The organism is Sphaerisporangium sp. NPDC005289, assembly GCF_040607455.1.
Classification (GTDB): domain Bacteria; phylum Actinomycetota; class Actinomycetes; order Streptosporangiales; family Streptosporangiaceae; genus Sphaerisporangium; species Sphaerisporangium rhizosphaerae.
The window spans coordinates 187,116-211,155 of the sequence record NZ_JBEXGS010000012.1; the positions used below are offsets into that span (position 1 = coordinate 187,116).

The following is a 24,040-nucleotide window of genomic DNA, read 5'->3' on the forward strand; positions in this document are numbered from 1 at the left end:
CGCCCAGGGGAGCCGCTCGTGGGGAGCGGCCCGCGTCGGGCTCAGCCGACGTAGGCGGGGTTGAGGGCGGCGCCCGCCACTCGCCTGGGCGCGCCGGAGCCGTCGGCGGGGACCGACCACAGGTCGGCGCCGAAGTCGCCGGCCAGGCCGTACACCACCGTGCGCGCGTCCGCCCAGACGACCTGGTCGTCCACGCTGCGCCCCTCGGCCAGCGGCGTCTCGCGCATGCTCGCCAGGTCCAGCGCGTACAGCCGCCACGGTTCGTCCGCGCTCAGGCCGGCCACCCGCTTCTTGAACACCAGACGGGTGCCGTCGGGCGACAGCGAGGGGCACTCGACGTTGGCGCGCACGGTGGTCACCGTGCGCGTGGGGAGGTCCCCGCGCACCAGGTAGGTGCGGCCCTTGGTCGCCAAGGTCGCGTAGAAACGGGCGTCGTCGGCGAAGGTGACACCCCAGAGGTTCACGTCGGCGGCGTGGTAGGGGCGGCCGTCCTTGACGATCGCGTAGCTCTCCAGGCTCGCGGTCAGCGCCCCGGACCTGACATCGACGATCGAGGTGCGGGTGGAGAAGTCCCCGCCCGCGTAGGAGTCGCCGCCGGCGAACACCGTCCAGGCGGCCAGGTGCCCGGACGGCGAGACCCGCGTCCGCGACGGGACGCCCGCGAGCGGGTAGTCGCGCAGCGTCCGCAGGCCGGAGTCGACGATCGAGGCGAAGTAGCTCTCGCCGAGCGCGCCGTCCACCTTGCGCAGGCACACGCCGACCCCGGCCGCGGCGTGGAAGCGCAGGCAGCGCACCGGCGCGGCCGTCCGCGCCGCGCCGGGGTCGGCGGCCGGCACCGAGACCAGCTCGTCGCGGTGCGGCCCCCATTCCATGTTGCGGAAGACCATCGCCCCGCGCGCGTCGAGACGAACGGCGCCCGCGGCGACGGACGGGCCGCCGGGCCGCGGCCGGTCCCGTTCGCCCGCGCGGCCCGCGGCGTGCAGCACCGAGGCGAAGGCGACCGAGCCGAGCAGGACGACCCCGGCCAGCAGCGCCACCACGCGGGCCTGGCGGCTCACCGGGCCTCCCGGCCGCGCAGGGCGTAGGCCGCCCAGGCCGCGCACAGCGCCAGCCACGCCATCGCGGCCTGCAGCACGGCCCGGTCGCCGAGCGCGGTCCAGGCCGCGCCGACGGCGATCGAGCAGCAGAAGCGGGCCAGCGCCTGCCCGGTGCCGATCAGCGCGAGCCCGCTCGCCCGCAGCTCGGCCGGTACGGCGCCGGCCGCGGCGGCGGCGAGCACGCCGTCGGTCGCCGCGTAGAACGCGCCGTGCAGGGCCGGCACGGCGAACGGCACGACGGGGCCGGCCGGAGCCGCGAGCAGCAGCCCGTAGGCGGCCAGCAGGGCAAGGTGGCCGGCGAGGAACACCCTGCGGCGGCCCACGCGGTCGGCCAGCACGCCGAGCGGCAGCGCCAGCAGCAGGAAGACCACGGCCGTGCCGAGCGGCAGCAGCGGGAACCACTGCTCGGCGATCCCGAGCCGGTGGCGCAGCATCAGGTACACGAAGGCGTCGCTGACGGTGGTGAGACCGAGCAGCGCCGCGCAGACGGCCAGCCGCCTGACCTCCGGACGGCCCAGCAGAGCCACCGCCGACCGCAGCGTGACCGGCGGCGCCCCGTCCGCCGCTCCGTCCCGCGCGGCGGCCGGCCGGGTGTCCGGGCCCGTGGGGCGGGACGGGACGAACAGGACGAGCACCAGCACGCCCAGCGCGGCGGCGCAGAAGCTGACGGTGAAGACCGCGTCGTACCCCTCGGCGGCCACGCCCAGCACCAGGAACGCGGCCAGAGGGCCGAGCAGCGCCCCGCCGGTGTCCATCGCGCGGTGCACCCCGAAGGCGCGGCCCCGGGTCTCCGGCGGCGTGGACAGCGAGATCAGCGCGTCCCGCGGAGCGGTGCGCAGCCCCTTGCCGGCCCGGTCCAGCGCCAGCACCGCGCCGATCGCCGGGAGCGTGTGCGCGAGCAGCAGCAGCGGCTTGCACAGCGCCGACAGCCCGTACCCGGCCAGGGCGACGGCCTTGTGGCGCCCGCCCCGGTCGGCCAGGTGGCCGCCGAACAGGCGCACCAGTCCGCTGACCCCGTTGTAGACGCCGTCGAGCAGCCCGAACCCGAGCGGGCTGAGGCCCAGCCCGGCCACCAGGTACAGCGGCAGCACGGCGGCGACCATCTCGGAGGAGACGTCGGTGATCAGGCTGACGGTCCCGAGCGCCAGGACCGTCGCGGGGACGGCCCTGACGGCCCGGCCCGGGCGGACCGCCGGGCCCGGGGAGAGGTCCCCGGACTCGGCGGCCTGGTCCGGCCCGCGTTCGGCCAGGTACAAGCTCAGCTCCAGATTCCGGTGATGGCGGAGGCCGACGCCGCGTTGCCCGCGTGCGTGGTCAGCCCGGCCATGTCCTCGAGGGTCCTGAGCAGGTTGTAGTGGTTGTAGGTGGTGGAGGGCTTGCTGCCGGGGATGACCGGCTGGCCGTAGACGACGGTGGCGACGCGGTTGCCGGCCAGGCGGTTGTCCTCGTCGAAGGTCACGACGAGCAGGCTGTTGTTGCTCTTGGCCCAGGTCGCGTAGGCGCCGAGCTTGCTCTTCAGCCAGCCGTCACCGGTCGAGACCGAGCAGTCGTGCATGTCGTTGCACAGGTTCGGCACCACGAAGGAGACCTTCGGGAGCGTGGTGAAGTCGGTGGGGAACTGGGCCATCGTGCGGGCCGTGGAGGTCGGCACGTTCTTGAAGCCGAACCACGGGTTGTGCTTCTGGGCGTACTTGCCGCCGCTGCTGGTGCAGGCGGTGGAGCCCTGGGAGGGCAGCCCCTCGTTGTAGCTGGCCCAGGTCTTGCCGGCCGCGATCAGTTCCGAGCCGAGGTTGGCGGCGGAGCTGAAGCCGATCGTGACGCAGGCGTCGCCGGTGATGCCCTGGGTGCCGCCGGAGAACATGGCGTAGTAGTTCGGCTGGCTCGGGTGGGTCTCGGCGTAGAACTGGGTGAGGTTCGCGCCGCCGGTGGCCAGCGAGTTGATGTAGGGGGCGCTGGAGCTGCCGATGACCTGGGAGTAGGCGTGGTTCTCCAGCACCACGACGACCACGTGGCTCGGGGTGGGCACGGCCGCCGCGGCGCCGGTCCCTGCTCCGCCCCACAGCGCGAGGGTGGCGGCGGCGCCGAGCGCGGCGGCGGCGGACAGGAGCTTTCGGGGGGTGCTCGCCTTGACGAGGGAAATGGCCATGACTGTCCTCGGTTGGGGGGATAAGAGGCCATGTCAGGCTAAATGTGGATCACTGCCCGTTCGGTGAGCGGAGGTGAACAGCGGCCGAACAGTGGGCGCTGCATTCCCGATGCGGCCGGGGAATGCCCGGCCGGGCACCGCGGTCGCACACGCCGCCGATCGCGGTCCGGGCCGCGCGGAACCTCGAGCGGTCCGCGGCTGAAGTAAACTTCCTGTCTCGTGAGCGCGCGTGGGCCGTCCGAACAGGGGACGGGCCGCCGCTGCGCCGCAGGGCAGCACGCAGGGGTGTATGGACGCGCCGGTGTGGGACCCCGGCCCGCGGGAAACGTGCCACGACAGTGGAACATGGTGTCGACGGCGTCCCACGTGCGCCCGTCAGAACGAGGAGCCCGATCATGACCTCCAGCGTCGAAGAAGCGCCAGGCTTCGCCGACCTCGGACTGCGCCCCGAACTCCTGCGCGCGCTGTCCGGCCTCGGCTACGAGGAGCCCACGCCGATCCAGCGCGAGGCGATCGGACCACTTGTGGAAGGGCGCGACCTGCTCGGCCAGGCCGCCACCGGCACCGGCAAGACGGCGGCCTTCGCGCTGCCGATCCTGCAGCGCATGCCCGCCGGCGGCGGCGGCGGCAACCCGCTGGCGCTGGTCCTGGTGCCCACCCGCGAGCTGGCCGTCCAGGTCTCGGAGGCCGTGCACCGCTACGGCCGCGACCTCGGCACGCGCGTACTGCCGATCTACGGCGGCCAGCCCATCGGGCGCCAGCTCCGCGAGCTCCAGCGCGGCGTGGACGTCGTCGTGGCCACCCCCGGCCGCGCGCTCGACCACATCGGCCGCCGGACGCTGCGCCTGGACGCCCTGACCATGGTCGTGCTGGACGAGGCCGACGAGATGCTCGACATGGGTTTCGCCGACGACATCGAGGCGATCCTCCAGGAGACCCCTCAAGAGCGGCAGACCGTCCTGTTCTCGGCGACGATGCCGCCGCGCATCAACTCCATCGCCCGCCAGCACCTCACCGACCCGGTGCGCATCCAGATCGAGCGCGAGACCGCCGCGCCGGGCGAGGCCCCGCGCGTGCGGCAGAGCGCCTACGTCGTCCCGCGGGCGCACAAGCCCACCGCCCTCGGGCGCGTCCTGGACGTCGAGGCCCCCGAGGCGGCGATCGTCTTCTGCCGCACCCGCGAGGAGGTCGACCAGCTCACCGAGACGATGAACGGGCGCGGCTACCGCGCCGAGGCGCTGCACGGCGGCATGGGCCAGGAGCAGCGCGACCGCGTGATGGCGCGGCTGCGCGCCGGCACGGCCGACCTGCTGGTCGCCACCGACGTCGCCGCGCGCGGCCTGGACATCGAGCAGCTCACCCACGTGGTGAACTACAACGTCCCCTCCGCCCCCGAGTCCTACGTCCACCGCATCGGCCGCGTGGGTCGGGCCGGGCGCGAGGGTGTGGCGATCACGCTCGCCGAGCCGCGCGAGCACCGCATGCTCAAGACCATCGAGCGGGTCACCAAGTCGCGCATCACGGTCGAGAAGGTCCCGACGGTCGCCGACCTGCGGGCCCGCCGGCTCGAGCTCACCCGCTCGGCGCTGGAGGAGAGCATGCTCCAAGACGACCTGGAGCAGTTCCGGGTCGTGGTCGAGACCCTCGCCGACGAGTTCGACCTGGTGGAGATCGCCATGGCCGCGGTCAAGCTCGCCCACGAGTCCAGCGGCGCGGCGGCCGACGAGGAGGAGATCCCCGAGGCGCCGCTGCGGCCCGAGCGCGAGGGCCGCGGGCGGCGCGAGCAGCCCGGCCGCGACGAGCGGCGCGGCCGGGGCCCTTCCAGCGGCATGACCCGCGTGTTCATCGGCGCGGGCCGCTCGGCGGGCGTCCGGCCGCAGGACCTGGTCGGCGCCATCGCCAACGAGTCGCGCCTCAGCGGCCGCGACATCGGGGCCATCGAGATCGCCGACCGCTTCTCCCTGGTCGAGGTGCCCGACCACTCGGTGGAGGACGTGATCTCCTCACTGCGCCAGACCACCATCAAGGGCAAGAAGGTCACCGTCCGCCGGGAGCGCTTCGAGTCCCGCTGACCCCGGCGCGGGGCCTCACGGTCCCGCTGCCCCCGGTGCGGGGTCTCACGCCAGGGCGTTGACGGCGGCGGTGAACACGACGGGCAGGCGGCGGGCGGCGGGGACGATCAGGCCGGCGGGCAGCGGGTGGCGGCGGGCGGCGAGCAGCGCGCCGGTCAGCAGGCGGTGGCGCAGCGACAACCGCCGCCACGCCCCCTCGTAGGCCTCCGGCCGCCCGGCCCGCAGGCACCCGACCAGCGCGCGCGCCGACAGCAGCCCGAGCGAGACGCCCTCGCCGGTGAGGGCGTCCACGTAGCCGGCGGCATCCCCGGCCAGCAGGACCCGCCCGGCCACGCGGGCGCGGGCCCGCTGCCGCAGCGGGCCCGCGCCGCGCACCGAGGTCGCGGCCGGGCCTGCCAGGCGGGAGAGCAGCGCGGGGAACTGCGCCAGGTGCTCGTCGTAGGGGCGCCGCTCGCGGCTGAGCACCGCCACGCCGACCAGGCCGTCGGCCACCGGCGTCACGTACGCCTCGCCGCGCGCGGCCCAGTGCACCTCGACGAAGTCCGTCCACGGGGCGACCTGGAAGTGCCGGCGCAGCCCGTACCGGCGGGGGGCGCGTCCCGGGGGGAGCTCCAGGCCGAGCGCCCGGCGCAGCGGCGAGTGCAGGCCGTCGGCGGCGACCAGCCAGCGGGCCCGCATCCCGGCCGCCTCGACGAAGCCCGGCCGCTGGCGCACGCCCTCCACCCGCCCGTGGACGACCTTGACCCCCACCTCGGCCGCGCGCTCGGCCAGGGCCGCGTGCAGCCGGGTGCGGCGCACGCCCAGGCCGGGCCCGTGCCGGAACGGCGCGTCCGCCTGCCGCCGCGCGTCCAGGTAACGGATGCCGCGCAGAGGCCTGCCGGTGACCTCCACGCCCAGGGCGCGCAGGGCGGCCACCCCGGCGGGCATCAGGCCCTCGCCGCACGCCTTGTCCACCGGGGCCGGGCGCGGCTCCACGACCACGGCCTCCATCCCGGCCAGCGCCGCGTTGATGGCGGCGGCCAACCCGGTGGGCCCGCCCCCGGCCACCAGCAGGTCGATCACCCCGACCCGTCCCGCGCCGGGGCCTGCGCGGCCGCCTCCTGCTGGACGGCCCAGGCGAGGGCGGACTCCTCGCAGCGGATGCGCACGACCATCAGCGCGGCGTTGAGCACCGTGAAGACGGCGGCGGTGACCCACGCGCTGTGGACCAGCGGCAGCGCCGCGCCCTCGACGGCGACCGCGACGTAGTTCGGGTGGCGCAGCCACCGCAGACGGTAGGGCCCCCGGGTGACCAGCGGCAGGCCGGGGACCACGATGACCTCGGTGTTCCAGCGCGGGCCGAGCGAGGTGATGCACCACCACCGCAGGCCCTGGGAGGCCAGGACCAGGGCGAGCATCGGCCAGCCGAGGGCGGGCACGAACGGCGGATGTGCCCGCATGGTCTCCAGCAGGCAGCCGGCGAGCAGGCCGGTGTGCAGGGCGACCATCCAGGGATAGTGGCCGCGTCCGAAGACCCGGCCGCCCCGGGCCAGGCTCCAGCGGGCGTTGCGCCGGGAAACCACCAGTTCGGCGAGGCGCTCCACGCAGACGAGCAGGACCAGAAGCAGGTACCAGGACGACATGCCTGCAAACGATACGGCCACGACCGCCGGCGCGAGCGTGATCGGCGTCACCGGAGCGCTACCAGCGCAGCAGGACGAGTTCGGAGCAGAAGCCCGGGCCCATCGCGATCAGCAGCCCCGGTGTGCCGGGCGGCGGCGGGCGCAGGGCCAGGGTGTCGCGAAGCACGTGCAGCACCGAGGCCGAGGACAGGTTGCCGACGTCCTCCAGTGAGCGCCAGGTCAGCTCCAGCGCGCCGTCGGGCAGGTCGAGGGTCTCGGCGACGGCCTGCAGCACCTTGGGACCGCCCGGATGGCAGACCCACGCCGTCACGTCCTGCGTGGTGAGGCCGTGGTCGGCGAGGAAGCCGTTCACGTCGTCGGCCAGGTAGGTGCGCACGACCTCCGGAACGCTGGTGTCCAGGACGACGCGGAACCCGGTGTCGGAGACGTCCCAGCCCATCACGCCCTCGGAGTCGGGGTACAGGTGGCCGCGGGTGGCGACGACGGTGGGCCCCGGTGCGCCTCCGGCGGCCCGGTCGGCTCCGCAGGCGACCACGGCGGCGGCGCCGTCGCCGAACAGGCCGCTGGCGACCAGGTTGACCGGCGAGGCGTCGCCGGGCTGCAACGTGAGCGAGCACAGCTCGACCGACAGCAGCACGGCCACGTGCCCGGGCCACCCGCGCAGGTAGTCGTGCAGCCGGGCGATGCCCGCGGCGCCGGCGACGCAGCCGAGGCCGAAGACCGGCACCCGCTTGACGTCGGGGCGCAGGCCGAGCCGGCCGGCCAGCCGGGCGTCCACCGAGGGGGCGGCGATGCCGGTCACCGAGGTGAACATGATCATGTCCACGTCCGCGGGCGTCAGGCCGGCGGCGTCCAGGGCCGCCCCCACGGCCTCGGCGCCGAGGTCGACGGCGGCCTCGATGAAGATCTCGTTCGCCATGCCGAACCCGTCCAGCTTGGCGTACTGGTCGAGCGGGAGGACCAGGTTGCGGTGGCCGACACGGGCCGAGGTGTGCAACCGGTCGAGGAGCCGGCGGTCCGCGCCCGGGGGCAGGCACACGCGGGCGAAGGTGTCCGTGATCTCTGCTTGCGGATGGCGATTGGGAGGGAGGGCACCGCGGACAGCGGCAATTCGGGTCATAAGGTTCCCGCTTCGCTCAAGTGGAGGACACCAATCTTGTGCCCAGCGCCGAGAGTGGCATGCCTGGACCCGGTCGCCCGCCGCAGGGCGTGGACACGGTGAAAGGACGGATCCCGGTCATTTCCGCGACGCGCGCCCGTTTCCCCGCACCCGGCGCCAGGTGCCGCGGCCCCCGCTTGTCACTTCCGCGCGAACCCGCCGCCGCTAGGACGGCTCGCCGGCGCGCTCGCGCACGTGGGCGGGGGCGGGGTGGGCGACGGCGGGCGCGGTGACCGGCGCCCGCCACACCTGGGCCAGCGGCAGCACACCGGCCCAGACGTCGTGCGGGTCGTCGTCGTCGCCGGGCGGGCCCTGGCGGACCTTGACCGACGCCTCCTCCAGCGAGATCGCCAAGATGGTCGTCGCGGCCAGCTCCTTGCGGTTCGGCCGCCGGGCGTACTCCCACTGGCCGGGGGTGACGTGCTCGGTGAGGCAGCGCAGCGCGGCGAGCTTCTCCTCGCCTTCCAGCCGGCGCGGGACGCCGTAGACCATCGCGCTGCGGTAGTTGACGCCGTGCTCGAAGACCGACCGGGCCAGCACCAGGCCGTCGATGTGGGTGACGGTCACGCACACCACCGAGTCCTGGGTCATGCTGCGGCTGGCGACCGACCCGTGCACGTACATGTGGTCCTGGTCGAAGCCGTAGACCGTGGGCACCACCATCGGGGCGCCGTCCACGACGACGCCGAGATGGCAGACGAACCCCGCGCGCAGCACCTCGAACAGCGCCTCCCGCTCGCGGCGGCCCTGCTCGCGCAGCCGCCGGTGCCGGGTGCGCTCGGTCTCTGACAGTTCGCTCACAAAGCGACATCCAACCAGGAGATCGCGTGAGCCCGCGGGGTGGTCCCGGTCCACGGAGCCAGGGACCGGGCGATCACGGCGGCGCTCAGAAGACCAGGGGGGTGCTCAGCAGGCCAGGAGGCCGGGGAGGCGGTCACGGCGGCGCTCAGGAGACCGGGGGGCGCTCGGCAGGTCAGGAGGCAGGGGAGGCGCTCACGAGGCCACGGCGGCGCTCAGGAGACCAGGGCGGCGCGGGCGCGGGCCGCGCGGACGGAGGCGCTCAGCGTCGCGATGTCGTAGGCGCCGTGGTGCCGCCGCCCGTTGACGAAGAACGTCGGCGTGCCGGACACGCCGCTGAGGTCGGCCGAGTCGACGTCCTCGGCGATGCGCGCGGCGCCGCTGTGCTCCTTCAGGTCCCGCCGGAAGCGGTCCAGGTCCAGCCCGATGCTCTCGGCGTAGCCGACCAGGTGCGGCAGCAGCAGCCGGCCCTGGTGTTCCAGGAGCGCGTCGTGCATCTCCCAGAACGCGCCCTGGAGGGCGGCCGCCTCGCTGGCCTCCGCGGCGAGCTGCGCCGAGGGGTGGACGTCGTGCAGGGGCAGGTGGCGCCAGACGTACCGCACGTCGCCGTGCCCGGCCAGCAGTTCGCGCACGACCGGCTCGGCCAGGCCGCAGTACGGGCACTCGAAGTCGCCGTACTCCACCACCGTCACCGGCGCCTCCAGCGGGCCGCGCAGATGGTCGCGGTCCGGGTCCACGGGGAAGGCCAGGTCGACGATGCTCTCGGCGGTGCCGTACAGCACCCGCGCCCGCAGCGCGGCCGGCAGCCCGGCCGTCACACGCGAGATCACCCAGGTGATCACCGAGGCGCACAGCGCCGCGGCCAGGATGCCGAACTTGGCCTCCTCCAGCCGCTCCCCGTCGAAGGCCAGGGTGGCGATCAGCAGGGAGACGGTGAACCCGATGCCGGCGATCGTCCCGCCGCCCGCGATCGCGGCCCAGCCCACCGGCGGGCGCACCCGCCCCCGGCTCAGCCGCGTGACCAGCCAGGTGGCCCCGACGATCCCGGCCGGCTTGCCGGCGATGTACGCCGCCATGATTCCCAGGGTGACCGGCGAGGTCAGCGCCCGCGCCACGAAGCCGCCGTCGATGGCGATGCCGGCGTTGGCCAGCGCGAACAGCGGCACGATGACGTAGCTGGTCCACGGGTGGTAGAGCTGCTGGAGCCGATGGTTGGGCGAGACGGCCTTGGCCACTCCCGCGCTGGCCGACCGGGCCAGCTCGGCGGTCGGCTGCTCGCGGAACAGCCGGAACAGGTCGCTGGCCCGCTCCAGGTCGCCGCGCGTCGCCGGCGAGGCGTAGGTCAGCAGGCCCATGGCCAGGCCGATGACCACCGGCTCGACCCCCGAGGCCTGCAGCGCCGCCCAGGCCGCCACCCCGAAGCCCGCGACCATCAGGCCGTTGCGCACCCTGGCCCGGTACTTCAGCAGCAGCATCGCCGCGAAGATCGCGATCGCCGCCAGCAGCGCGGGGACCCTGACCCGCTCGCTGTAGAAGATCGCGATGACGCAGAGCGCGACCAGGTCGTCGACGACGGTGACGGTGAGGATGTAGGTCCGCGCCCGGGCGGGGAAGCGCGAGGCGACCAGGGCGAGCACGCCCATGGCGAAGGCCGTGTCGGTCGACATCGCGGCGCCCCAGCCGTGCGCGGAGGGCTCGCCCGCGTTGAGCGCCAGGTAGATCGCGATGGGTACGAGCATGCCGCCCACGCCGGCCGCCACCGGCAGCACGAGCCGCCGCCGGTCGCGCAGCTCGCCCATGTCGAACTCGCGCCTGGCCTCCAGCCCGACGACCAGGAAGAACAGCGTCATCAGCCCGTTGTTGACCCAGTGGCGCAGGTCCTGGGAGATCCCGGCGTCCCCGAGGCGCACCGACAGCGACGTCCGCCACAGCCCCTCGTAGGACGGCAGGTCGACGTTGGCCCAGACGAGCGCGGCCAGCGTGGCGGCCAGCAGGACCGCGGCGCTGCCGGTCTCGGTGCGCAGGAACTCGCGCAGCGGTGTCTCGAACCGCCGGGCCCAGGTGGTCTTTCCGAGGAACGGTGCTTGCCGTGGTGCGCTCACTCTGACTCCGACACCCCGCGGACCCAGGACATTCCCCGCGGCGCTGATCGGCGGCCGGACGGGGCCACCGTCCGACGGCCGTCTTCCGCGCGTCGGCCCGTTGCCGCCGCACGGGAGGGGTGGGGCCGGCAGGCCGACTCGACGGTCGTCGCCTGCCCGTCCGGGCGGTGGTTCCGGCCTGGCCGGAAGGCCGATACACGACCGATGCACGGCTGAGCGGTCGCCGAATCGCGGCGGCGACGGCGGGGACACCCGGGACGCGCATGGTGGCCGACGTGCGCCGCCGCGGCGTGCCCGCCCCGCACGGCGGCTTCCCGAGAGAGGGATCGCCCATGGACCGACGACCCGGCCCCCCGTCCGAGACCGTGTTCCCGCCCGCCGCAGGGCCCGACCCGTCGCCCGCCCCGTCGCTCTCCGCGTCCACCGTCCGGTCAGGCGTCCCGTCCGGCCGGGCGCGCGTCCCCTCGCCGACCGGACGGCCCGCCGCGCGTCGCGGGCGGATCGTGTGGTCCCTCGCCGCCGTGTCGCTGGCCGCGGTCACGGCAGGGGCCGGGGTGGCGGCGTTCACCTGCGGCGCCCGCTGCGTGGCCGCCGTCCCGGGCGGGACCGAGATCGGCCGTTCCATCCGGGAATGGAGCGCCGATCCCCCTTTGGGTGCCGCGGACGGGGTGGTGCCGGACGGCGGGCGGCTCTCGCCCTTCGACGCCGGGCAGCCCGCGGTGGCCAACCTGGACCCGGAGCTGCTGCGCGCCGTGCGGCGGGCGGCGAAGGACGCGGCGCGCGAGGGCGTCGGCGTGTTCCTGACCACCGGCTGGCGCAGCAGGGCCTACCAGCGGCGGCTGCTCGACGAGGCGATCGCCAAGTACGGGAGCGAGCGGGAGGCCGCCCGTTACGTCGCCACTCCGGAGCGCTCGCGCCACGTCACCGGGCACGCGGTGGACATCGGCCCGACCGACGCCGACGACTGGCTCAGCCGGCACGGCGCCCGCTACGGGCTGTGCCAGATGTTCGCCAACGAGATGTGGCACTTCGAACTGGCCACCACGCCGGGAGGCACCTGCCCCGAGATGCGCCCCGACGCCGCCGGTGGCTGACGCCCCCGTCTTCCCGGCGGACACCGGCCCGTCCCGCGTGGGCCCCCTTCGCCGGAGCGGCGCCGTCCCCGTGCGGCGGGACCCGTCCCGGCGGTACGGGAGCCGTCCTCGTCCGGAGTCGTGCCCGTGCGGCGGAGGCGTGCCCGTGCGGCGGAGGCGAGTCCGTGCGGCGGAGGCGAGTCCGTGCGGCGGGGGCGAGCCCGGGTGGTGGTCACGACGCGGCGGAGATCCCGCCGTCGACGGTGAAGATCGCACCGCTGGTGTAGGCGGAGCGGGGGGAGGCCACGAAGGCGATGAGGTCGGCGACCTCGCGGGGCGTCGCCGCACGGCCGAGCGGGAACGCGGCGGCCGGGTCGGGGGGCGTCCCGTCGCCGCCGGCCGTGCGCGCCTGGGCGGCCATGAGGGTGAGGATGCGCTCGGTCGCCACCGGCCCGGGGTTGACGCCGACGACGCGGATGCCGTCGCGCAGGCTGCGCCCGCCCAAGGCGCGGGTGAACGCCATCAGGGCGGCGTTGCCCGAGCTGCCCGCGATGTAGTCGAAGTCGGCCCGCTGGCCGGCGATGCCGATGGTGTTGACGATCACGCCGTGCCCGTGGTCCCTCATCCGCGCGTAGACCAGCCGCGTGAGGTCGACGTAGCCGAGGACCTTGAGCTCCCAGCCGTGCCGCCAGCTCTTCGCGTCCACCGCGTCGAGCGGGCCGCCGGGGATGTCGCCGGCGTTGTTGACCAGGATGTCCACCTGCGGGACCTCCTCGGCCAGGCGGGCGAGATCCTCCGGGCGCCGCAGGTCGACGGGGTGCGCGTACGCGCCGACGCCGTACGAGGCGCTCAGCCGGCGCGCGAGGTCCTCCAGCGCGGGAGCCCCGCGGGCGGCGAGGTGGACCTCGCAGCCCTCCTCGGCGAGCACCTCGGCGGTCGCCGCGCCGATGCCCTTCGACGCGCCGGTGATGAGCGCGCGCCTGCCGCTCAGGTGGAGATCCATGATGACCCTCGATGTGCTTGACGGAACTGGTGGTTCCGACAAGCTTTGCCGGAACCACCAGTTCCGTCAAATGCTAGGATGCGATCATGGCCACCGACCCCACGCCCGCCTCCCGGCCGCACACCGGCCGCCGGCGCAACCCGGCGGTCCGGGAGGCCGTGCTGCGCCGCGCCGCCGATCTGCTCGCCGGGCCGGACGGCATGGCCGTCACGATCGACGCGATCGCCCGCGCGGCGGGGGTCAGCAAGCACACCATCTACCGGTGGTGGCCCTCCAAGGGCGCGGTGCTGCTGGAGGCCGTGGTCGAGCACGCCCAGCAGGAGGTGCCCGTCCCCGACACCGGAGTGCTCGCCGCGGACCTTTCGACCTTCCTGTCCGGCACCTTCCTCGCCGTCGAGCGCGCCGGAGACCTGTTCCGCGCCCTGGCGGCCGAGGCCCTGCGCGACACCGCGGCCGCCGAGGGCATGCGCGCGTTCATCGCGGCCCGCAGAGACCGGCTGCGGGCGCTGCTCGTCCAGGGCCGCGACCGCGGCGAGCTGCCGGCCGGGATCGATCTGGAGCTGACCATGGACCAGGTCTACGGCCTGATGTGGTACCGCCTCCTGATCGCCCGCACCCCCCTCACCGCCGGCCTGGCCGCGCAGCTCACCCAGGCGGTCATCGGCGGAGCACGGCCCCACGCCCCCCGGCCCGCCGGCGCCGATTCCCGCGACGTCCCGTGATGACCCCGGCGACGTCCCGTGATGACCCCGGCACGGCCGGCCGCGACGGTCGCCCGGGCGGGGGGACCGGGGCGCGCGGCGCGACCCGCACGAGCCCTGCGGCGGGTTCGGACGGGTCGCGCCGATGGGCTCAGAGTTCGACGACGCCGCCGTCCGCCACCAGGTCGAACCCGGTGATGTAGCTGCTGTCGCCGGAGGCGAGGAAGGAGACGGCGGCGGCCATCTCCTCGGGACGGCCGAGGCGGCCCATCGGGATCATCGACCTGAACATCTCCATGCCGGCCCGCAGCTCGGCCTCGTCCGCGAACTGGCTGTCCATGATCGGTGTCTCGATCACGCCGGGGCTGAGCACGTTGACGCGCACGCCCCGATCCTTCAGCTCCGCCGCCCAGGTTCTGGCGAAGGAGCGGATGGCGGCCTTGGTGGCGGCGTACGCCCCGTAGCCGGGGAAGCCCTTCACGCTCATGCCGGAGGAGACGAGCACGATGCTCCCTCCCTCGCCCATGAGCGGCAGCGCCTTCTGGACCGTGAAGTAGGTGCCCCGGGCGTTGACGTCGAAGATCTTGTCGAAGTGCTCGGGGGTGGCCTGGTCGGTGGGCCTCACCTCGACGATGCCGGCGTTGGCGACGACGATGTCGAGCCGGCCCTCGTGTGACCTGATCGCCGAGTAGAGACGGTCGAGGTCGGCCAGGTGGGCGATGTCTCCCCGCACCGTCCGCACGTTGTGCCCGATCTCGGCCTCGGCCTTGAGCAGTTCCTGCTCGCGGCGGCCGGTGATGAAGACGAAGGCGCCCTCGTCGACCAGCCGTCGCGCGGACGCCAGTCCGATGCCGGTGCTGCCACCGGTGACCAGCGCGATCTTTCCTTCGAGCTTGGCGCTCATTGACGTGCTCCTTGTGTGAGTCGCCGCCTGTCCGATCCCGGTGCCTCACGGGGGTCCGGGGTCGTCGGCGTGGTGGCGCCGTGGCGGGCTGCGGCGGAGCCGTCCCGCATCGGCGTTCTGTACTGATCTGTCAAAAACCCTAGCATGGTTCTGTACTGTTTCGTCCAGAATCCGGGCGCGGGTTCTGTATCGATCGGTCAAGATCTTGTAGGATGGGTCCATGGCCAGACCGCGCGGCTTCGACGAGCAGACCGTCCTCGAGACGGCCATGCTTCGCTTCCGGGCGACGGGCTACGCCGGCACGAGCCTGGACGACATCTCCGCCGCCACGGGCCTCGGGCGGGGGAGCCTCTACGCCTCCTTCGGCGACAAGCACACGGTGTTCATCAAGTCGCTCAACGAGTACGTGCGCCAGGCCCTGGCCGAGACGCGTGAGCTTCTCGACGGGCCCGACGACACCGCGGTGGAACGCCTGCACGGCTTCCTCGCGAGCGGTGCCCGGTTCGTCCTGGACGACGACGAACGTCTCGGTTGCATGGCGGGCAGGTTCGCCCACGAGGTGGGCACCCAGGACGGCAAGGCGCGCGACATCATCCGGGGGGTGTTCCTCGAACAGCAGCGGATCCTGCGCGACTGCGTCGCCGCGGCCCAGCGCCACGGCGACCTCGCCCCGGAGGCCGACGCCCGCGCCATCGCCGTCATGATCTTGTCGCTCAACCGCGGCTTCGACGTCATGGCCAAGGGCGGCATGGACGGCGCGGACCTCGACGCCGCGGCCGAACAGGCCTTCCAGGGCCTGCCGCTGACCTCCCGCTACCGGGCCCGCTCCGGCGAAGCGGCGCACATTCCCCCCGCCCGCCAGGAGGCCGGACCCGCGGGCGGGTGAGGCGCCGAGGCCCGGCCAGGGTGCGGCCCAGGGGGTCTCCCTGGGGTGAGGCCCGCGGGTGCCGCACGAGTATGTCGGGCATGAAACGACGATTGATCGTCCTGATGACGGCGGCGGTGCCGGCGGTGGCGGCGCTGACGCCCACGGCCGCCGGCGCCCTCTCCCGCGACGGCGGCCCGGCAGCCGCCACGACCTGCGCCGCGGTTCCCGTCTCCGCGCCCTCCGGCACGAAGGTGGAGTCGGTGAAGGCGGTCGCCCACGCCGGCGGAACCGTCACCTTCCCCGCCGCTCCACCGCTGCACCCCGAGAAGGAGACGCTCACCGACGTGCCCGCCTGGTGCGACCTCACCGTCACGGTGAGCCACCCGGGCGCGAAGGACCACGTCGCCATCAAGATCTCGCTGCCCCAGGACAGGAAGAAGTGGACCGGACGGTTCCAGGCCACCGGAGGCAGCGCCTACCTCGCCGGTGATCTTGACGGCGCCCCGCTGGTCGGCGCGGTGAAGGCCGGCTATGTCGCCGCGGCGACCGATGCCGGTGTCGGCGCGAACCCGCTCGACGTGAGCGGCTGGGCGCTCACCGCGGCCGGAAAGGTCAACACCCCGCTGCTGGAGAACTTCGCCTCCCGCTCGCTGCACGACATGGCCGTCATCGGCAAGGACGTGGCGAAGAGGTTCTACGACCGATCCGTGAGTTACGCGTACTGGAACGGCTGCTCCACCGGCGGCCGCCAGGGGTACGAGGAGGCCCAGAGCCACCCGGCCGACTTCGACGGGATCCTCGCCAAGGCGCCGGCGATCAACTGGGACCGGTTCGCGGTCGCCACGCTCTGGTCGCAGGCCGTCTTCAACGAGGAGAAGGTCGCGCCCACCTCATGTGAGCTGGAGGCGTTCACCGCCGCCGCGGTCAAGGCCTGCGACACCCTCGACGGGGTCGAGGACGGCGTCATCGACAGCCCGCACAAGTGCGGCTGGGACCCCCGTCGCCTCGTCGGCACCAAGGTCGTCTGCAAGGACAGGACGATCGTGATCTCCCGCGCCACCGCGGACGCGGTGCGCAAGGTCTGGGCGGGGCCGGTCATCTCCGGCCGCAAGCTCTGGTACGGGCCGAACAAGGGCGCGAGCCTGGCCGCCCTGGCCACTCCCGGCGCCCCTTTCTTCGTCGCCGACGCCTGGGTCAAGTACTTCGTGACGCAGGACCCCTCGTTCGACACCACGAAGCTCACCTACAGGTCCTTCGGGCAGATCTTCCGCGCGTCGCAGCGGCGGTTCAACGACATCATCGGCAGCGACGACCCGGACCTGTCCGCGTTCGCGAAGGCCGGCGGCAAGCTGCTGAGCTGGCACGGCCAGACCGACGAACTGGTGCCCACCCAGGGCACGGTCGACTACCGCGAGCGGGTCGAGCGGGCCCTCGGCGGCGGCGAGCGGGTCGACGACTTCTACCGGCTGTTCCTGCTGCCCGGCGTGAACCACTGCGGCGGCGGCACCGGCCCGTACCCGGCCGACGACCTGGGCGCACTGGTCACCTGGGTGGAGAAGGGCAAGGCTCCGGCCACCCTGGCCGCCTCGGTCTCCGGCGCCGACGGCAGGACCGTCACGCGGAACGTCTGCCGCTACCCGATGGTGGCCCGCTACACCGGTCACGGCGACACGGCCTCGGCCGCGAACTACCGCTGCGTCACCGCCTGACCCTGTCCGCACGACGCGGCGGCCCCGGGGTTCTCACCGGGGCCGCCGCGGTCATACGGTGGGCGCGTCCAGCGCGGCCTCAGCGGCCGGGGGCGCGCTCGGTGACCTCCTGCAACAGGAAACCGTTGCCGTCCGGATCGCTGAACGAGGCGAACGAACCGTACGAGAGGCGGCCGGGGTAGAGGCCGGGAACCCGCTCCTCCTCGCCCGCGTGGTGGAAGACGCCGCCGGCGTCGTGGAAGATCTCGCTGACCTCGACGCCGCGGCCGACCAGGTCGGCCCGGGCCTCCTCGATGTCACGCACGATCAGGTGCACGTTCTCCGCCGACCCGGGCGCGGCGGTGCCGATGCCTTCGCCCACGATGATCGAGCAGTGGGAGCCCGGCGGGGTGAAGTGCACGACCCGGAAGTCCTGGCCGCCGACGTAGTCGAGATCCTCGCGAAATCCGATCCGCTTGTAGAACTCCTTGGCCCGGTCGACGTCGGCCACCGGCAGCACGATCACTTCGAGCAGGTAGTCCACCACTGTCTCCACCTCTTCACGATCACGGTGATGCCGTCCGGCATCCGGTGTCCACGATCACGTGCGGGGCAGGACGCTCGCCCCAGGGTGACACCCTGGGGGCGTCCCTGGAGTCACCTGTCGCGCAGGGCGGAGGCGAGCTCGCGGCGCGAGCCGATGCCGAGCTTGGTGAAGACCTTGCGCAGGTGCCATTCGACGGTGCGCGGACTGAGGAACAGCACGGCGCCGATCTCCGGATTGGTGCGGCCCGCCACGGCCAGACGCGCGATCTGCGCCTCCTGGGGGGTGAGCTCCTCCCGTTCTCCGAGGGTCCGCCTGCGCACCGTCTCGCCGGTGGCGGCCAGTTCCCGCCCGGCCCGCTCGGCGAACCCCTCCGCGCCGATGGTGGTGAACGCCTCGTGCGCGACGCGCAGCTGTGCCCGGGCGTCGGCCCGCCGGTTCTCCCGTCGCAGCCACTCACCGTAGAGCAGGCGGGCCCGGGCGGTCTGCAGGCCGAGCCGGGTCGCGGACAACCGCTCGATCGCCTCTCGGTAGTGCTCCTCGACCGATCCGGCCGATCCGGCGGATCCGGCCGGGCCGGCCGATCCGGCCGATCCGGCGAGCGCGTCCGCGAGCGCCTGGGCGCCGAGGGCCCAGTTGGTGCCGGCGGCACGTGTGCGGGCGGCGAGGCGGTCACGGGCCCGCGCCGCGACGGCGTGCTCCCCGGCGCGCGCGGCGGCTTCCACCAGCTCCCCGAGCGACCACTGCAGGACGGCGAGGTCTTCGTGCCGGGCCGCCTCGCGGGCCGCCCGCAGCGCGGCGGGGTACCGGCCGAGCCCGTTGTACAGCACCGCTTTGCTGTACCCGGCGACGGCGAGCAGCCACCCCATGCCACCCGCCTCGGCGTCGTTCACCAGAGTCTCGTTGAGCTCCAGCGCCGGCTCCTCGCGGCCGCGGTGCGCGGCCAGGATGACCGCGGTGGCCGGATGCGGGGACGAGCCGGTGGCGTTTCCGAGGGCCTCGGCCTCCTCCAGCAGGTCCGAGGCGTCGGCGAAGCGGCCGGCGTAGATCAGCGCGGTGGCACGGAAGGTCAGCGCGCTCGGCAGCAGGGACAGCGCGCCGGTCTCACGGGCGTAGCCGACGGCCTGCTCGGTCCTGGTGAGAAACGCCACGTCGTCCCACACCTCGTGCAAGATCGCCCCGCTCAGCCAGACCAGGTCCACGTCGTTGTGCGGGGAGACCTCGGCCAGGGCGCGAGCGAACAGCGGCACCGCCGCCGCGTGCCCCTCCAGGCTCCACGCCGTCAGAGCCTGGAGGAGCAGACCGGCCGGCTCTCCGCCCGCGGGGACGCCCCGGGCCGCCTCGGCGGCGCGGCGCAGGTCGCCGTCGCCGAGGCATCCCGCGTTCACGGCCGCGCCGATCGCCGCCAGGTAGGTCTCGCGGGCCGCCGCGGGATCCAGGGTCGCAAGACGGCGTGCGGCCGAAAGCAGCGGCGGCCCGGCCGCCCGTCCGGCGTTGAGCGCGAACGCCACCTTGGCGCGCAGCCGCTCCACTCCGGCCTGCTGCACCAGGTCCAGCGGACCGAGTTCGGCCGAGGCCAGCAGGTCCGGAACCTCGGCGAGGGCCCCGGCGGCGAACCGGGCCACCGCGGCGGCCAGGGTGCGCCCGGCGCGCTTGGCCGGATCGGGGGTCAGCTCCGCCGCGCGCTCCAGGAAGGCCGCGGCCGCCGCCCGCCCGCCACGGGCCACCGCCCGCCCGGCCGACCGCTCCAGTTCGCCGGCGACCTCCTCGTCCGGTCCCAGCGCGGCGTGCGCCCGGTGCCAGGCACGGCGGTCGGGGTCCCGCCCGGGATCGGTCACCTCGGCGAGCGCCCGGTGGACCTCCCGCAGCCCGGAGGGCGCGGCGGAGCGCCGGCTGGCCGAGCGGACCAGCGGATGCCGGAACCGGACCCGGGTCCCGATCTCGATCAGGCCCGCGGCGGCCGCGGGCGCCGCGGCGTCCATCCCGACGCCCAGCCGCTCCAGCGCGCGCCACAGCAGCGGCACGTCGCCGAGCGGTTCGACGGCGGCGGTGAGCAGCAGTGTGCGGGTGTCCTCGGGCAGCGCCGCGATGCGCCGCTGGAAGCCCTCCTCGACCCGGCCCACCAGCGGTGTCCCGCCGTGCCCGCCGAACCCGAACGCCAGTTCCGCCGGCGTGAGACCGCGCGGCAGTTCGAGCAGGGCGAGCGGGTTGCCGCGGGTCTCGGCGACGATCCGGTCGCGTACCCGGGCGTCGATCGGCCCGGGCAGGACCGAGTCCAGCAGTGCCCGCGCGTCCGCGTCGGGCAGGCCCTCGACGCGCAGTTCGGGCAGCCCCGCGAGGACCTGCTCGTCGCCGGGGCTGCGCGCCGCGAAGACCAGGGCGATCGACTCGCGGTCCAGCCGGCGGGCGACGAAGGCGAGGATCACCTCCGACATGCGGTCCATCCACTGCGCGTCGTCCACCACGCAGACCAGCGGCCGCTCCGAGGCGGCCTCGGCGAACAGTCCGAGCACGGCGAGCCCCACGAGCAACGGCTCCGGCGGGGTGCCGGTGCTGAGGCCGAAGGCGGTGGCGAGCGCGTCGCGCTGCGGCTCGGGCAGCCGGTCGAGACGGCCCAGCAGCGGGGCGCAGAGTTGCTGGAGCGCGGAGTAGGCGATCTCGGTCTCCAGCTCCACCCCGGCCGCGCGGGCCACGTGACCGGCCGGCGCGGTCTCGGCGAGGTGGTCCAGCAGGGCGGTCTTGCCCACTCCGGCCTCGCCGCGCAGCACCAGCACCCGGCTCTGCCCGGCGCTGACCTCACGCAGCAGCCGTTCGAGCGCCTCCTGCTCGCGCCGCCGCCCTCGTAAAGCGGACATCCTGGTGTTGATCTGCACGTCATCCCCCCGCCGGGGAGGTTACAACACTCCTGCTCGGCTCGAACGTCGTGACGTGCCGCAGCCCTCCCCAGGGGGCCTGGGGAGCCCAGGGGGCCGGGACCAGGGTCCCGGCCAGGGTCTCTCCCAGGGGCGATCGGCCGGTACGGGCGGTCAGAGTGACTCCGTACCTCGGAAAGCCGGAATGTCGGAAAGAATATGGAAGCCCCGATGTCGTCCCTCCTTCGCATCTACCTCGTCCGCGGCCTCATCGCGATCGCCTGGTCCGCCGCTTTCGTCGCCGTCCACGACTCGTTGACGGCCACCTCGGTGATCCTGCTCGTCGCGTACCCGATCATCGACGTCGTCGCCTCGCTGCTCGACGTCCGTGAGGATCCCGGGACTCCCGCCCGCAGGCTGCAGGTGTTCAACACGGTGCTCAGCGCCCTGACCGCCGTCGGTCTCGGCCTGTCCGCCATCGGCGGCGTCGGCGCGGTGCTGTTCGTGTTCGGCCTCTGGGCCATCGTCTCCGGTGCCGCCCAGCTGACCGTGGCCGTCCGCCGCCGCGGCCCCGAGCTCGGCCGTCAGTGGCCGATGCTCGTCGCCGGCGCGTTGTCGGTCATCGCCGGTCTCACCTACCTGCCCGCCGCCGTCGGCGACCACCCCGGCCTGACCCCGCTGATCATGTACACCGCGGCCGGTGGCGCCTTCTTCGTCATCCAGGCCGCGACCCTGGCCTGGAAGCGGCGCCGCCGGGCGCGGGCCGTCCAGGCCTGATCGACGCCCTGACGCCATGGCCGGCCGGTCCACCCGCCGGCACCGTCTCTTCGTCCACGCCTCACCCGGGCCGATCGGCCTTTCACGGGGGTCGAGGACGGGCAGAGGATCTTTATTGGGTTGCGGGCGGTGGTGCGACTCTGGCGTCATTGATGGCGTCGGTTCGGAGTCCGGCGGAGGGAGGCGACACGCGATGGTGTACAAGAAGGTGCCGGGTGGGCGTGCGCCGATCCGGATGTGGGCCGAGCCCGACGAGGTCGAGCCGCAGGCGATGCAGCAGTTGCGCAACGTGGCGAACCTGCCGTGGACGCATGGTGTCGCCGTAATGCCGGACGTGCATTACGGCATGGGGGCCACCGTGGGCTCGGTGATCGCGATGCGCGACGCCGTGTCGCCGGCGGCGGTCGGGGTGGACATCGGCTGCGGCATGAGCGCGGTGCGCACCTCGCTCAAGGTCGACGACCTTCCGGACAATCTGCCCTACCTCCGCTCGCGGCTGGAGCAGGCCGTCCCGGTGGGGTTCCACGCCCACAAGCGACCGGTGGAGCCGGGCAGGCTGCACGGGTTCCCGGCCGCGCAGTGGGACTCCTTCTGGAAGGGCTTCGACGCCCTGGCGCCCGCGGTCCGGGGCAGGAGGCAGCGTGCCGAGGTGCAGATGGGCACGCTCGGCGGCGGCAACCACTTCCTTGAGGTCTGCTCCGACGACGAGGGCGCCGTGTGGGTGGTGCTGCACTCCGGTTCGCGCAACATCGGCAAGGAGCTGGCCGAGCACCACATCGAGCAGGCGCGCAAGCTGCCGCACAACCAGGACCTCCCCGACCGCGACCTGGCGGTCTTCGTGGCCGGCACGGTGAAGATGGAGGCCTACCGGCGCGACCTGTTCTGGGCGCAGGACTACGCCCGCCACAACCGGGCGATCATGATGGCCCTGGTCTGCGGCGTGCTGCGCAAGCACTTCGCCGGCGTCACCTTCGACCGGCCCATCTCCTGCCACCACAACTACGTCGCCGAGGAGACCTACGACGGGATGGACCTGCTGGTCACCCGCAAGGGCGCGATCAGGGCGGGTTCCGGCGAACTCGGCATCATCCCCGGGTCGATGGCGACGGGCACCTACATCGTCAAGGGCCTGGGCAACGCCAAGGCGTTCAACTCGGCCTCCCACGGCGCCGGGCGCAAGATGAGCAGGAACAAGGCCAAGCGCACCTTCACCCTCGGCGACCTGGAGGCGCAGACCAGCGGCGTCGAGTGCCGCAAGGACGCGGGTGTGCTGGACGAGATCCCGGGCGCCTACAAAGACCTGGAGTCGGTCATGGCGGCCCAGACCGACCTGGTCGAGGTCGTCGCCCGGTTGCGCCAGATCATCTGCGTCAAGGGCTGAACGCGCCTGCCCGGCGGCCGCGACGCGTGTTCCCAGGGCCGCCGCCTGGCGCGTGGCGGCCCTGGAGATCACCGGGGCGGTGCACCGCCGCCCCGGAAGGCGCCGGCCCTGGAAGGCGACAGTCCCGGAAGGCGACGGTCTTGCAGGAGGTGCCGGCCTCGCGGCAGGTGCGAGGTCTCGGAGGTGTGGTCCTCAGGACCGCCGGGGCGGTCCTGAGCTGCGGCGGACGACGAGATGCGGCTGGACGACGATGCGCGCGGGCGGGACGGCCGGGTAGGCGCCGTCGGCGCCCTCCGCCGCGGGGGCGGAGTGGTCGCGGTCGTCGGCCAGAGCGTCCAGCAGCAACTCGATCGCCTTGCGGCCCACCTCGGAGAAGTCCTGCGCCACGGTGGTCATCGGCGGGGTGAAGAACTCCGACTCGGGCACGTCGTCGAAGCCGACGACGCTCACGTCGTCGGGGACGCGGATGCGCGCCTCGTCCAGCGCCCGCACCACCCCGAGGGCCATCTGGTCGTTGGCCACGAACACGGCCGTCAGATCGGGCACGCCGGCCAGCAGCTGACCGCAGCGGTAACCCGAGCGCGGGCTCCAGTCGCCCGACAGCGGCTCGGGGATCGGGGCGCCGGCGGCCAGCAGGGTCTCGCGCCAGCCCTGGGTGCGCGCCTGGGACTCCAGCCAGTCCGGCGGTCCCGAGACGTGCCACACCGTACGGTGGCCGAGTCGTAGCAGGTGCTCGGTGACCAGAGCCCCTCCCTTGCGCTGGTCGACGTTGACGACGGGGAGGCCGACGCCGGCGTCCCCTTCGACCGTCACCACCGGGACGGGCTGCGGCATCTCGGCCAGTGCGACCGCGATCGCGCTCTGCGGCACGATGACCACCAGCCCGTCCACCTGCTGGCGGGCCAGGTGGTCGAGCGCCTCGGCCAGGTCGTCGCGGGTCAGCTCGCGCAGGCTCACGATGCTCACGAAGTAGCCGGCCTCGCGGGCCGCCCGTTCGAGGCCGTAGAGCGTGCTGGCCGGGCCGTACAGCGTCGTGTCGAAGGCGACGACTCCGAGGGTGTTGGTCTGCCGGGTCACCAGCGCGCGGGCGCTGGAGTTGCGGCGGTAGCCGAGACCTTCGATGGCGGCCAGCACCCGTTCACGGGTCTCCTGGCGCACGTTAGGGTGATCGTTCAGAACCCGGGATACGGTCTGGTGCGACACGCCTGCAAGCCTTGCCACATCCGCCATGACGGGGGAGCGATGGACGTTGC

At 73.9% G+C, this 24,040-nt stretch carries 20 protein-coding genes; 7 read left to right on the plus strand and 13 right to left on the minus strand.

Features of this window, described 5'->3' with window-relative positions; genetic code table 11:
* Positions 1 to 41 precede the first annotated feature (41 nt).
* Genes ABZT47_RS22270 through ABZT47_RS22280 form a run of 3 tightly spaced genes read right to left on the minus strand, consistent with a single transcriptional unit; the run spans position 42 to position 3,243 of the window.
* Positions 42 to 1,058, minus strand: coding sequence for a hypothetical protein (locus tag ABZT47_RS22270; protein WP_354845086.1), 1,017 nt, complete (start codon positions 1,056 to 1,058; stop codon positions 42 to 44).
* Entirely contained in the window at positions 1,055 to 2,353 is a 1,299-nt protein-coding gene (locus ABZT47_RS22275) for an MFS transporter (RefSeq protein WP_354845089.1), read from the minus strand. Before ABZT47_RS22275 ends, ABZT47_RS22270 begins: the two co-directional genes overlap by 4 nt.
* A 2-nt stretch (positions 2,354 to 2,355) precedes the next feature.
* A complete protein-coding gene (locus ABZT47_RS22280; RefSeq protein ID WP_354845092.1) occupies positions 2,356 to 3,243 on the minus strand; it encodes an alkaline phosphatase family protein in 888 nt (295 codons plus the stop codon).
* A gap of 395 nt (positions 3,244 to 3,638) precedes the next feature.
* Here ABZT47_RS22280 and ABZT47_RS22285 point away from each other — a divergent pair, with 395 nt between their 5' ends.
* Positions 3,639 to 5,315 carry a DEAD/DEAH box helicase gene (locus tag ABZT47_RS22285; protein ID WP_354845095.1) on the plus strand — a complete coding sequence of 559 codons (1,677 nt, stop codon included), beginning with the start codon at positions 3,639 to 3,641 and terminating at the stop codon, positions 5,313 to 5,315.
* A gap of 45 nt (positions 5,316 to 5,360) precedes the next feature.
* Here ABZT47_RS22285 and ABZT47_RS22290 read toward each other — a convergent pair whose 3' ends face one another.
* The 5 genes from ABZT47_RS22290 to nhaA form a co-directional block, all read right to left on the minus strand.
* On the minus strand, positions 5,361 to 6,377 hold the full coding sequence (locus ABZT47_RS22290) for an NAD(P)/FAD-dependent oxidoreductase (protein WP_354845098.1): 1,017 nt from the start codon (positions 6,375 to 6,377) through the stop codon (positions 5,361 to 5,363).
* Entirely contained in the window at positions 6,374 to 6,937 is a 564-nt protein-coding gene (locus tag ABZT47_RS22295) for an isoprenylcysteine carboxyl methyltransferase family protein (protein WP_354845101.1), read from the minus strand. The genes ABZT47_RS22290 and ABZT47_RS22295 overlap by 4 nt, the downstream gene beginning before the upstream one ends.
* Positions 6,938 to 6,995: 58 nt before the next feature.
* Complete coding sequence (locus ABZT47_RS22300) at positions 6,996 to 8,057, minus strand: 3-oxoacyl-[acyl-carrier-protein] synthase III C-terminal domain-containing protein (protein ID WP_354845104.1); 1,062 nt, start codon at positions 8,055 to 8,057, stop codon at positions 6,996 to 6,998.
* Positions 8,058 to 8,261: 204 nt separating this feature from the next.
* Positions 8,262 to 8,897, minus strand: coding sequence for a pyridoxamine 5'-phosphate oxidase family protein (locus ABZT47_RS22305; protein ID WP_354845107.1), 636 nt, complete (start codon positions 8,895 to 8,897; stop codon positions 8,262 to 8,264).
* Between the two features lie 212 nt (positions 8,898 to 9,109).
* Positions 9,110 to 10,996: a Na+/H+ antiporter NhaA gene (nhaA, locus tag ABZT47_RS22310; protein WP_354845110.1), complete on the minus strand. Its 1,887-nt coding sequence runs from the start codon at positions 10,994 to 10,996 to the stop codon at positions 9,110 to 9,112.
* Between the two features lie 332 nt (positions 10,997 to 11,328).
* Between nhaA and ABZT47_RS22315 the strand changes: the two genes are divergently transcribed.
* On the plus strand, positions 11,329 to 12,090 hold the full coding sequence (locus ABZT47_RS22315; RefSeq protein ID WP_354845113.1) for a M15 family metallopeptidase: 762 nt from the start codon (positions 11,329 to 11,331) through the stop codon (positions 12,088 to 12,090).
* Positions 12,091 to 12,301: 211 nt separating this feature from the next.
* Here ABZT47_RS22315 and ABZT47_RS22320 read toward each other — a convergent pair whose 3' ends face one another.
* A complete protein-coding gene (locus ABZT47_RS22320) occupies positions 12,302 to 13,072 on the minus strand; it encodes an SDR family oxidoreductase (protein WP_354845116.1) in 771 nt (256 codons plus the stop codon).
* An 86-nt stretch (positions 13,073 to 13,158) separates the two neighbouring features.
* Here ABZT47_RS22320 and ABZT47_RS22325 point away from each other — a divergent pair, with 86 nt between their 5' ends.
* Positions 13,159 to 13,794, plus strand: a complete 636-nt coding sequence (locus ABZT47_RS22325) for a TetR/AcrR family transcriptional regulator (RefSeq protein WP_354845119.1) — start codon at positions 13,159 to 13,161, stop codon at positions 13,792 to 13,794.
* Between the two features lie 130 nt (positions 13,795 to 13,924).
* Here ABZT47_RS22325 and ABZT47_RS22330 read toward each other — a convergent pair whose 3' ends face one another.
* A complete protein-coding gene (locus ABZT47_RS22330) occupies positions 13,925 to 14,677 on the minus strand; it encodes a glucose 1-dehydrogenase (protein ID WP_354845122.1) in 753 nt (250 codons plus the stop codon).
* Between the two features lie 220 nt (positions 14,678 to 14,897).
* On the opposite strand from ABZT47_RS22330, the gene ABZT47_RS22335 reads away from it, so the two are divergent.
* Complete coding sequence (locus tag ABZT47_RS22335) at positions 14,898 to 15,563, plus strand: TetR/AcrR family transcriptional regulator (RefSeq protein WP_354845125.1); 666 nt, start codon at positions 14,898 to 14,900, stop codon at positions 15,561 to 15,563.
* An 80-nt stretch (positions 15,564 to 15,643) separates the two neighbouring features.
* Entirely contained in the window at positions 15,644 to 17,254 is a 1,611-nt protein-coding gene (locus ABZT47_RS22340) for a tannase/feruloyl esterase family alpha/beta hydrolase (RefSeq protein WP_354845128.1), read from the plus strand.
* A gap of 79 nt (positions 17,255 to 17,333) precedes the next feature.
* On the opposite strand, the gene ABZT47_RS22345 is transcribed toward ABZT47_RS22340, so the two are convergent.
* Positions 17,334 to 17,789, minus strand: a complete 456-nt coding sequence (locus tag ABZT47_RS22345) for a VOC family protein (protein ID WP_354845131.1) — start codon at positions 17,787 to 17,789, stop codon at positions 17,334 to 17,336.
* Positions 17,790 to 17,890: 101 nt separating this feature from the next.
* Complete coding sequence (locus tag ABZT47_RS22350; protein ID WP_354845134.1) at positions 17,891 to 20,632, minus strand: AAA family ATPase; 2,742 nt, start codon at positions 20,630 to 20,632, stop codon at positions 17,891 to 17,893.
* 228 nt (positions 20,633 to 20,860) lie between these two features.
* Here ABZT47_RS22350 and ABZT47_RS22355 point away from each other — a divergent pair, with 228 nt between their 5' ends.
* Positions 20,861 to 21,406, plus strand: a complete 546-nt coding sequence (locus ABZT47_RS22355) for a DUF308 domain-containing protein (RefSeq protein WP_354845137.1) — start codon at positions 20,861 to 20,863, stop codon at positions 21,404 to 21,406.
* A gap of 193 nt (positions 21,407 to 21,599) precedes the next feature.
* Positions 21,600 to 22,787 (plus strand): RtcB family protein, encoded by a 1,188-nt coding sequence (locus ABZT47_RS22360; protein ID WP_354845140.1) that lies wholly within the window; start codon positions 21,600 to 21,602, stop codon positions 22,785 to 22,787.
* 192 nt (positions 22,788 to 22,979) lie between these two features.
* Here ABZT47_RS22360 and ABZT47_RS22365 read toward each other — a convergent pair whose 3' ends face one another.
* A complete protein-coding gene (locus ABZT47_RS22365; RefSeq protein WP_354845283.1) occupies positions 22,980 to 24,017 on the minus strand; it encodes a LacI family DNA-binding transcriptional regulator in 1,038 nt (345 codons plus the stop codon).
* Between the last annotated feature and the right edge of the window lie 23 nt (positions 24,018 to 24,040).

Coding starts and splice junctions, on each gene's coding strand:
- ABZT47_RS22330 (WP_354845122.1), bottom strand. CDS start 14,677: ATGAGCGCCAAGCTCGAAGGAAAGATCGCGCTGGTCACCGGTGGCAGC.
- ABZT47_RS22365 (WP_354845283.1), bottom strand. CDS start 24,017: ATGGCGGATGTGGCAAGGCTTGCAGGCGTGTCGCACCAGACCGTATCC.
- ABZT47_RS22355 (WP_354845137.1), top strand. CDS start 20,861: ATGTCGTCCCTCCTTCGCATCTACCTCGTCCGCGGCCTCATCGCGATC.
- ABZT47_RS22295 (WP_354845101.1), bottom strand. CDS start 6,937: ATGTCGTCCTGGTACCTGCTTCTGGTCCTGCTCGTCTGCGTGGAGCGC.
- ABZT47_RS22285 (WP_354845095.1), top strand. CDS start 3,639: ATGACCTCCAGCGTCGAAGAAGCGCCAGGCTTCGCCGACCTCGGACTG.
- ABZT47_RS22340 (WP_354845128.1), top strand. CDS start 15,644: ATGAAACGACGATTGATCGTCCTGATGACGGCGGCGGTGCCGGCGGTG.
- ABZT47_RS22350 (WP_354845134.1), bottom strand. CDS start 20,632: ATGTCCGCTTTACGAGGGCGGCGGCGCGAGCAGGAGGCGCTCGAACGG.
- ABZT47_RS22325 (WP_354845119.1), top strand. CDS start 13,159: ATGGCCACCGACCCCACGCCCGCCTCCCGGCCGCACACCGGCCGCCGG.
- ABZT47_RS22315 (WP_354845113.1), top strand. CDS start 11,329: ATGGACCGACGACCCGGCCCCCCGTCCGAGACCGTGTTCCCGCCCGCC.
- ABZT47_RS22300 (WP_354845104.1), bottom strand. CDS start 8,057: ATGACCCGAATTGCCGCTGTCCGCGGTGCCCTCCCTCCCAATCGCCAT.
- ABZT47_RS22360 (WP_354845140.1), top strand. CDS start 21,600: ATGGTGTACAAGAAGGTGCCGGGTGGGCGTGCGCCGATCCGGATGTGG.
- ABZT47_RS22280 (WP_354845092.1), bottom strand. CDS start 3,243: ATGGCCATTTCCCTCGTCAAGGCGAGCACCCCCCGAAAGCTCCTGTCC.
- ABZT47_RS22320 (WP_354845116.1), bottom strand. CDS start 13,072: ATGGATCTCCACCTGAGCGGCAGGCGCGCGCTCATCACCGGCGCGTCG.
- ABZT47_RS22335 (WP_354845125.1), top strand. CDS start 14,898: ATGGCCAGACCGCGCGGCTTCGACGAGCAGACCGTCCTCGAGACGGCC.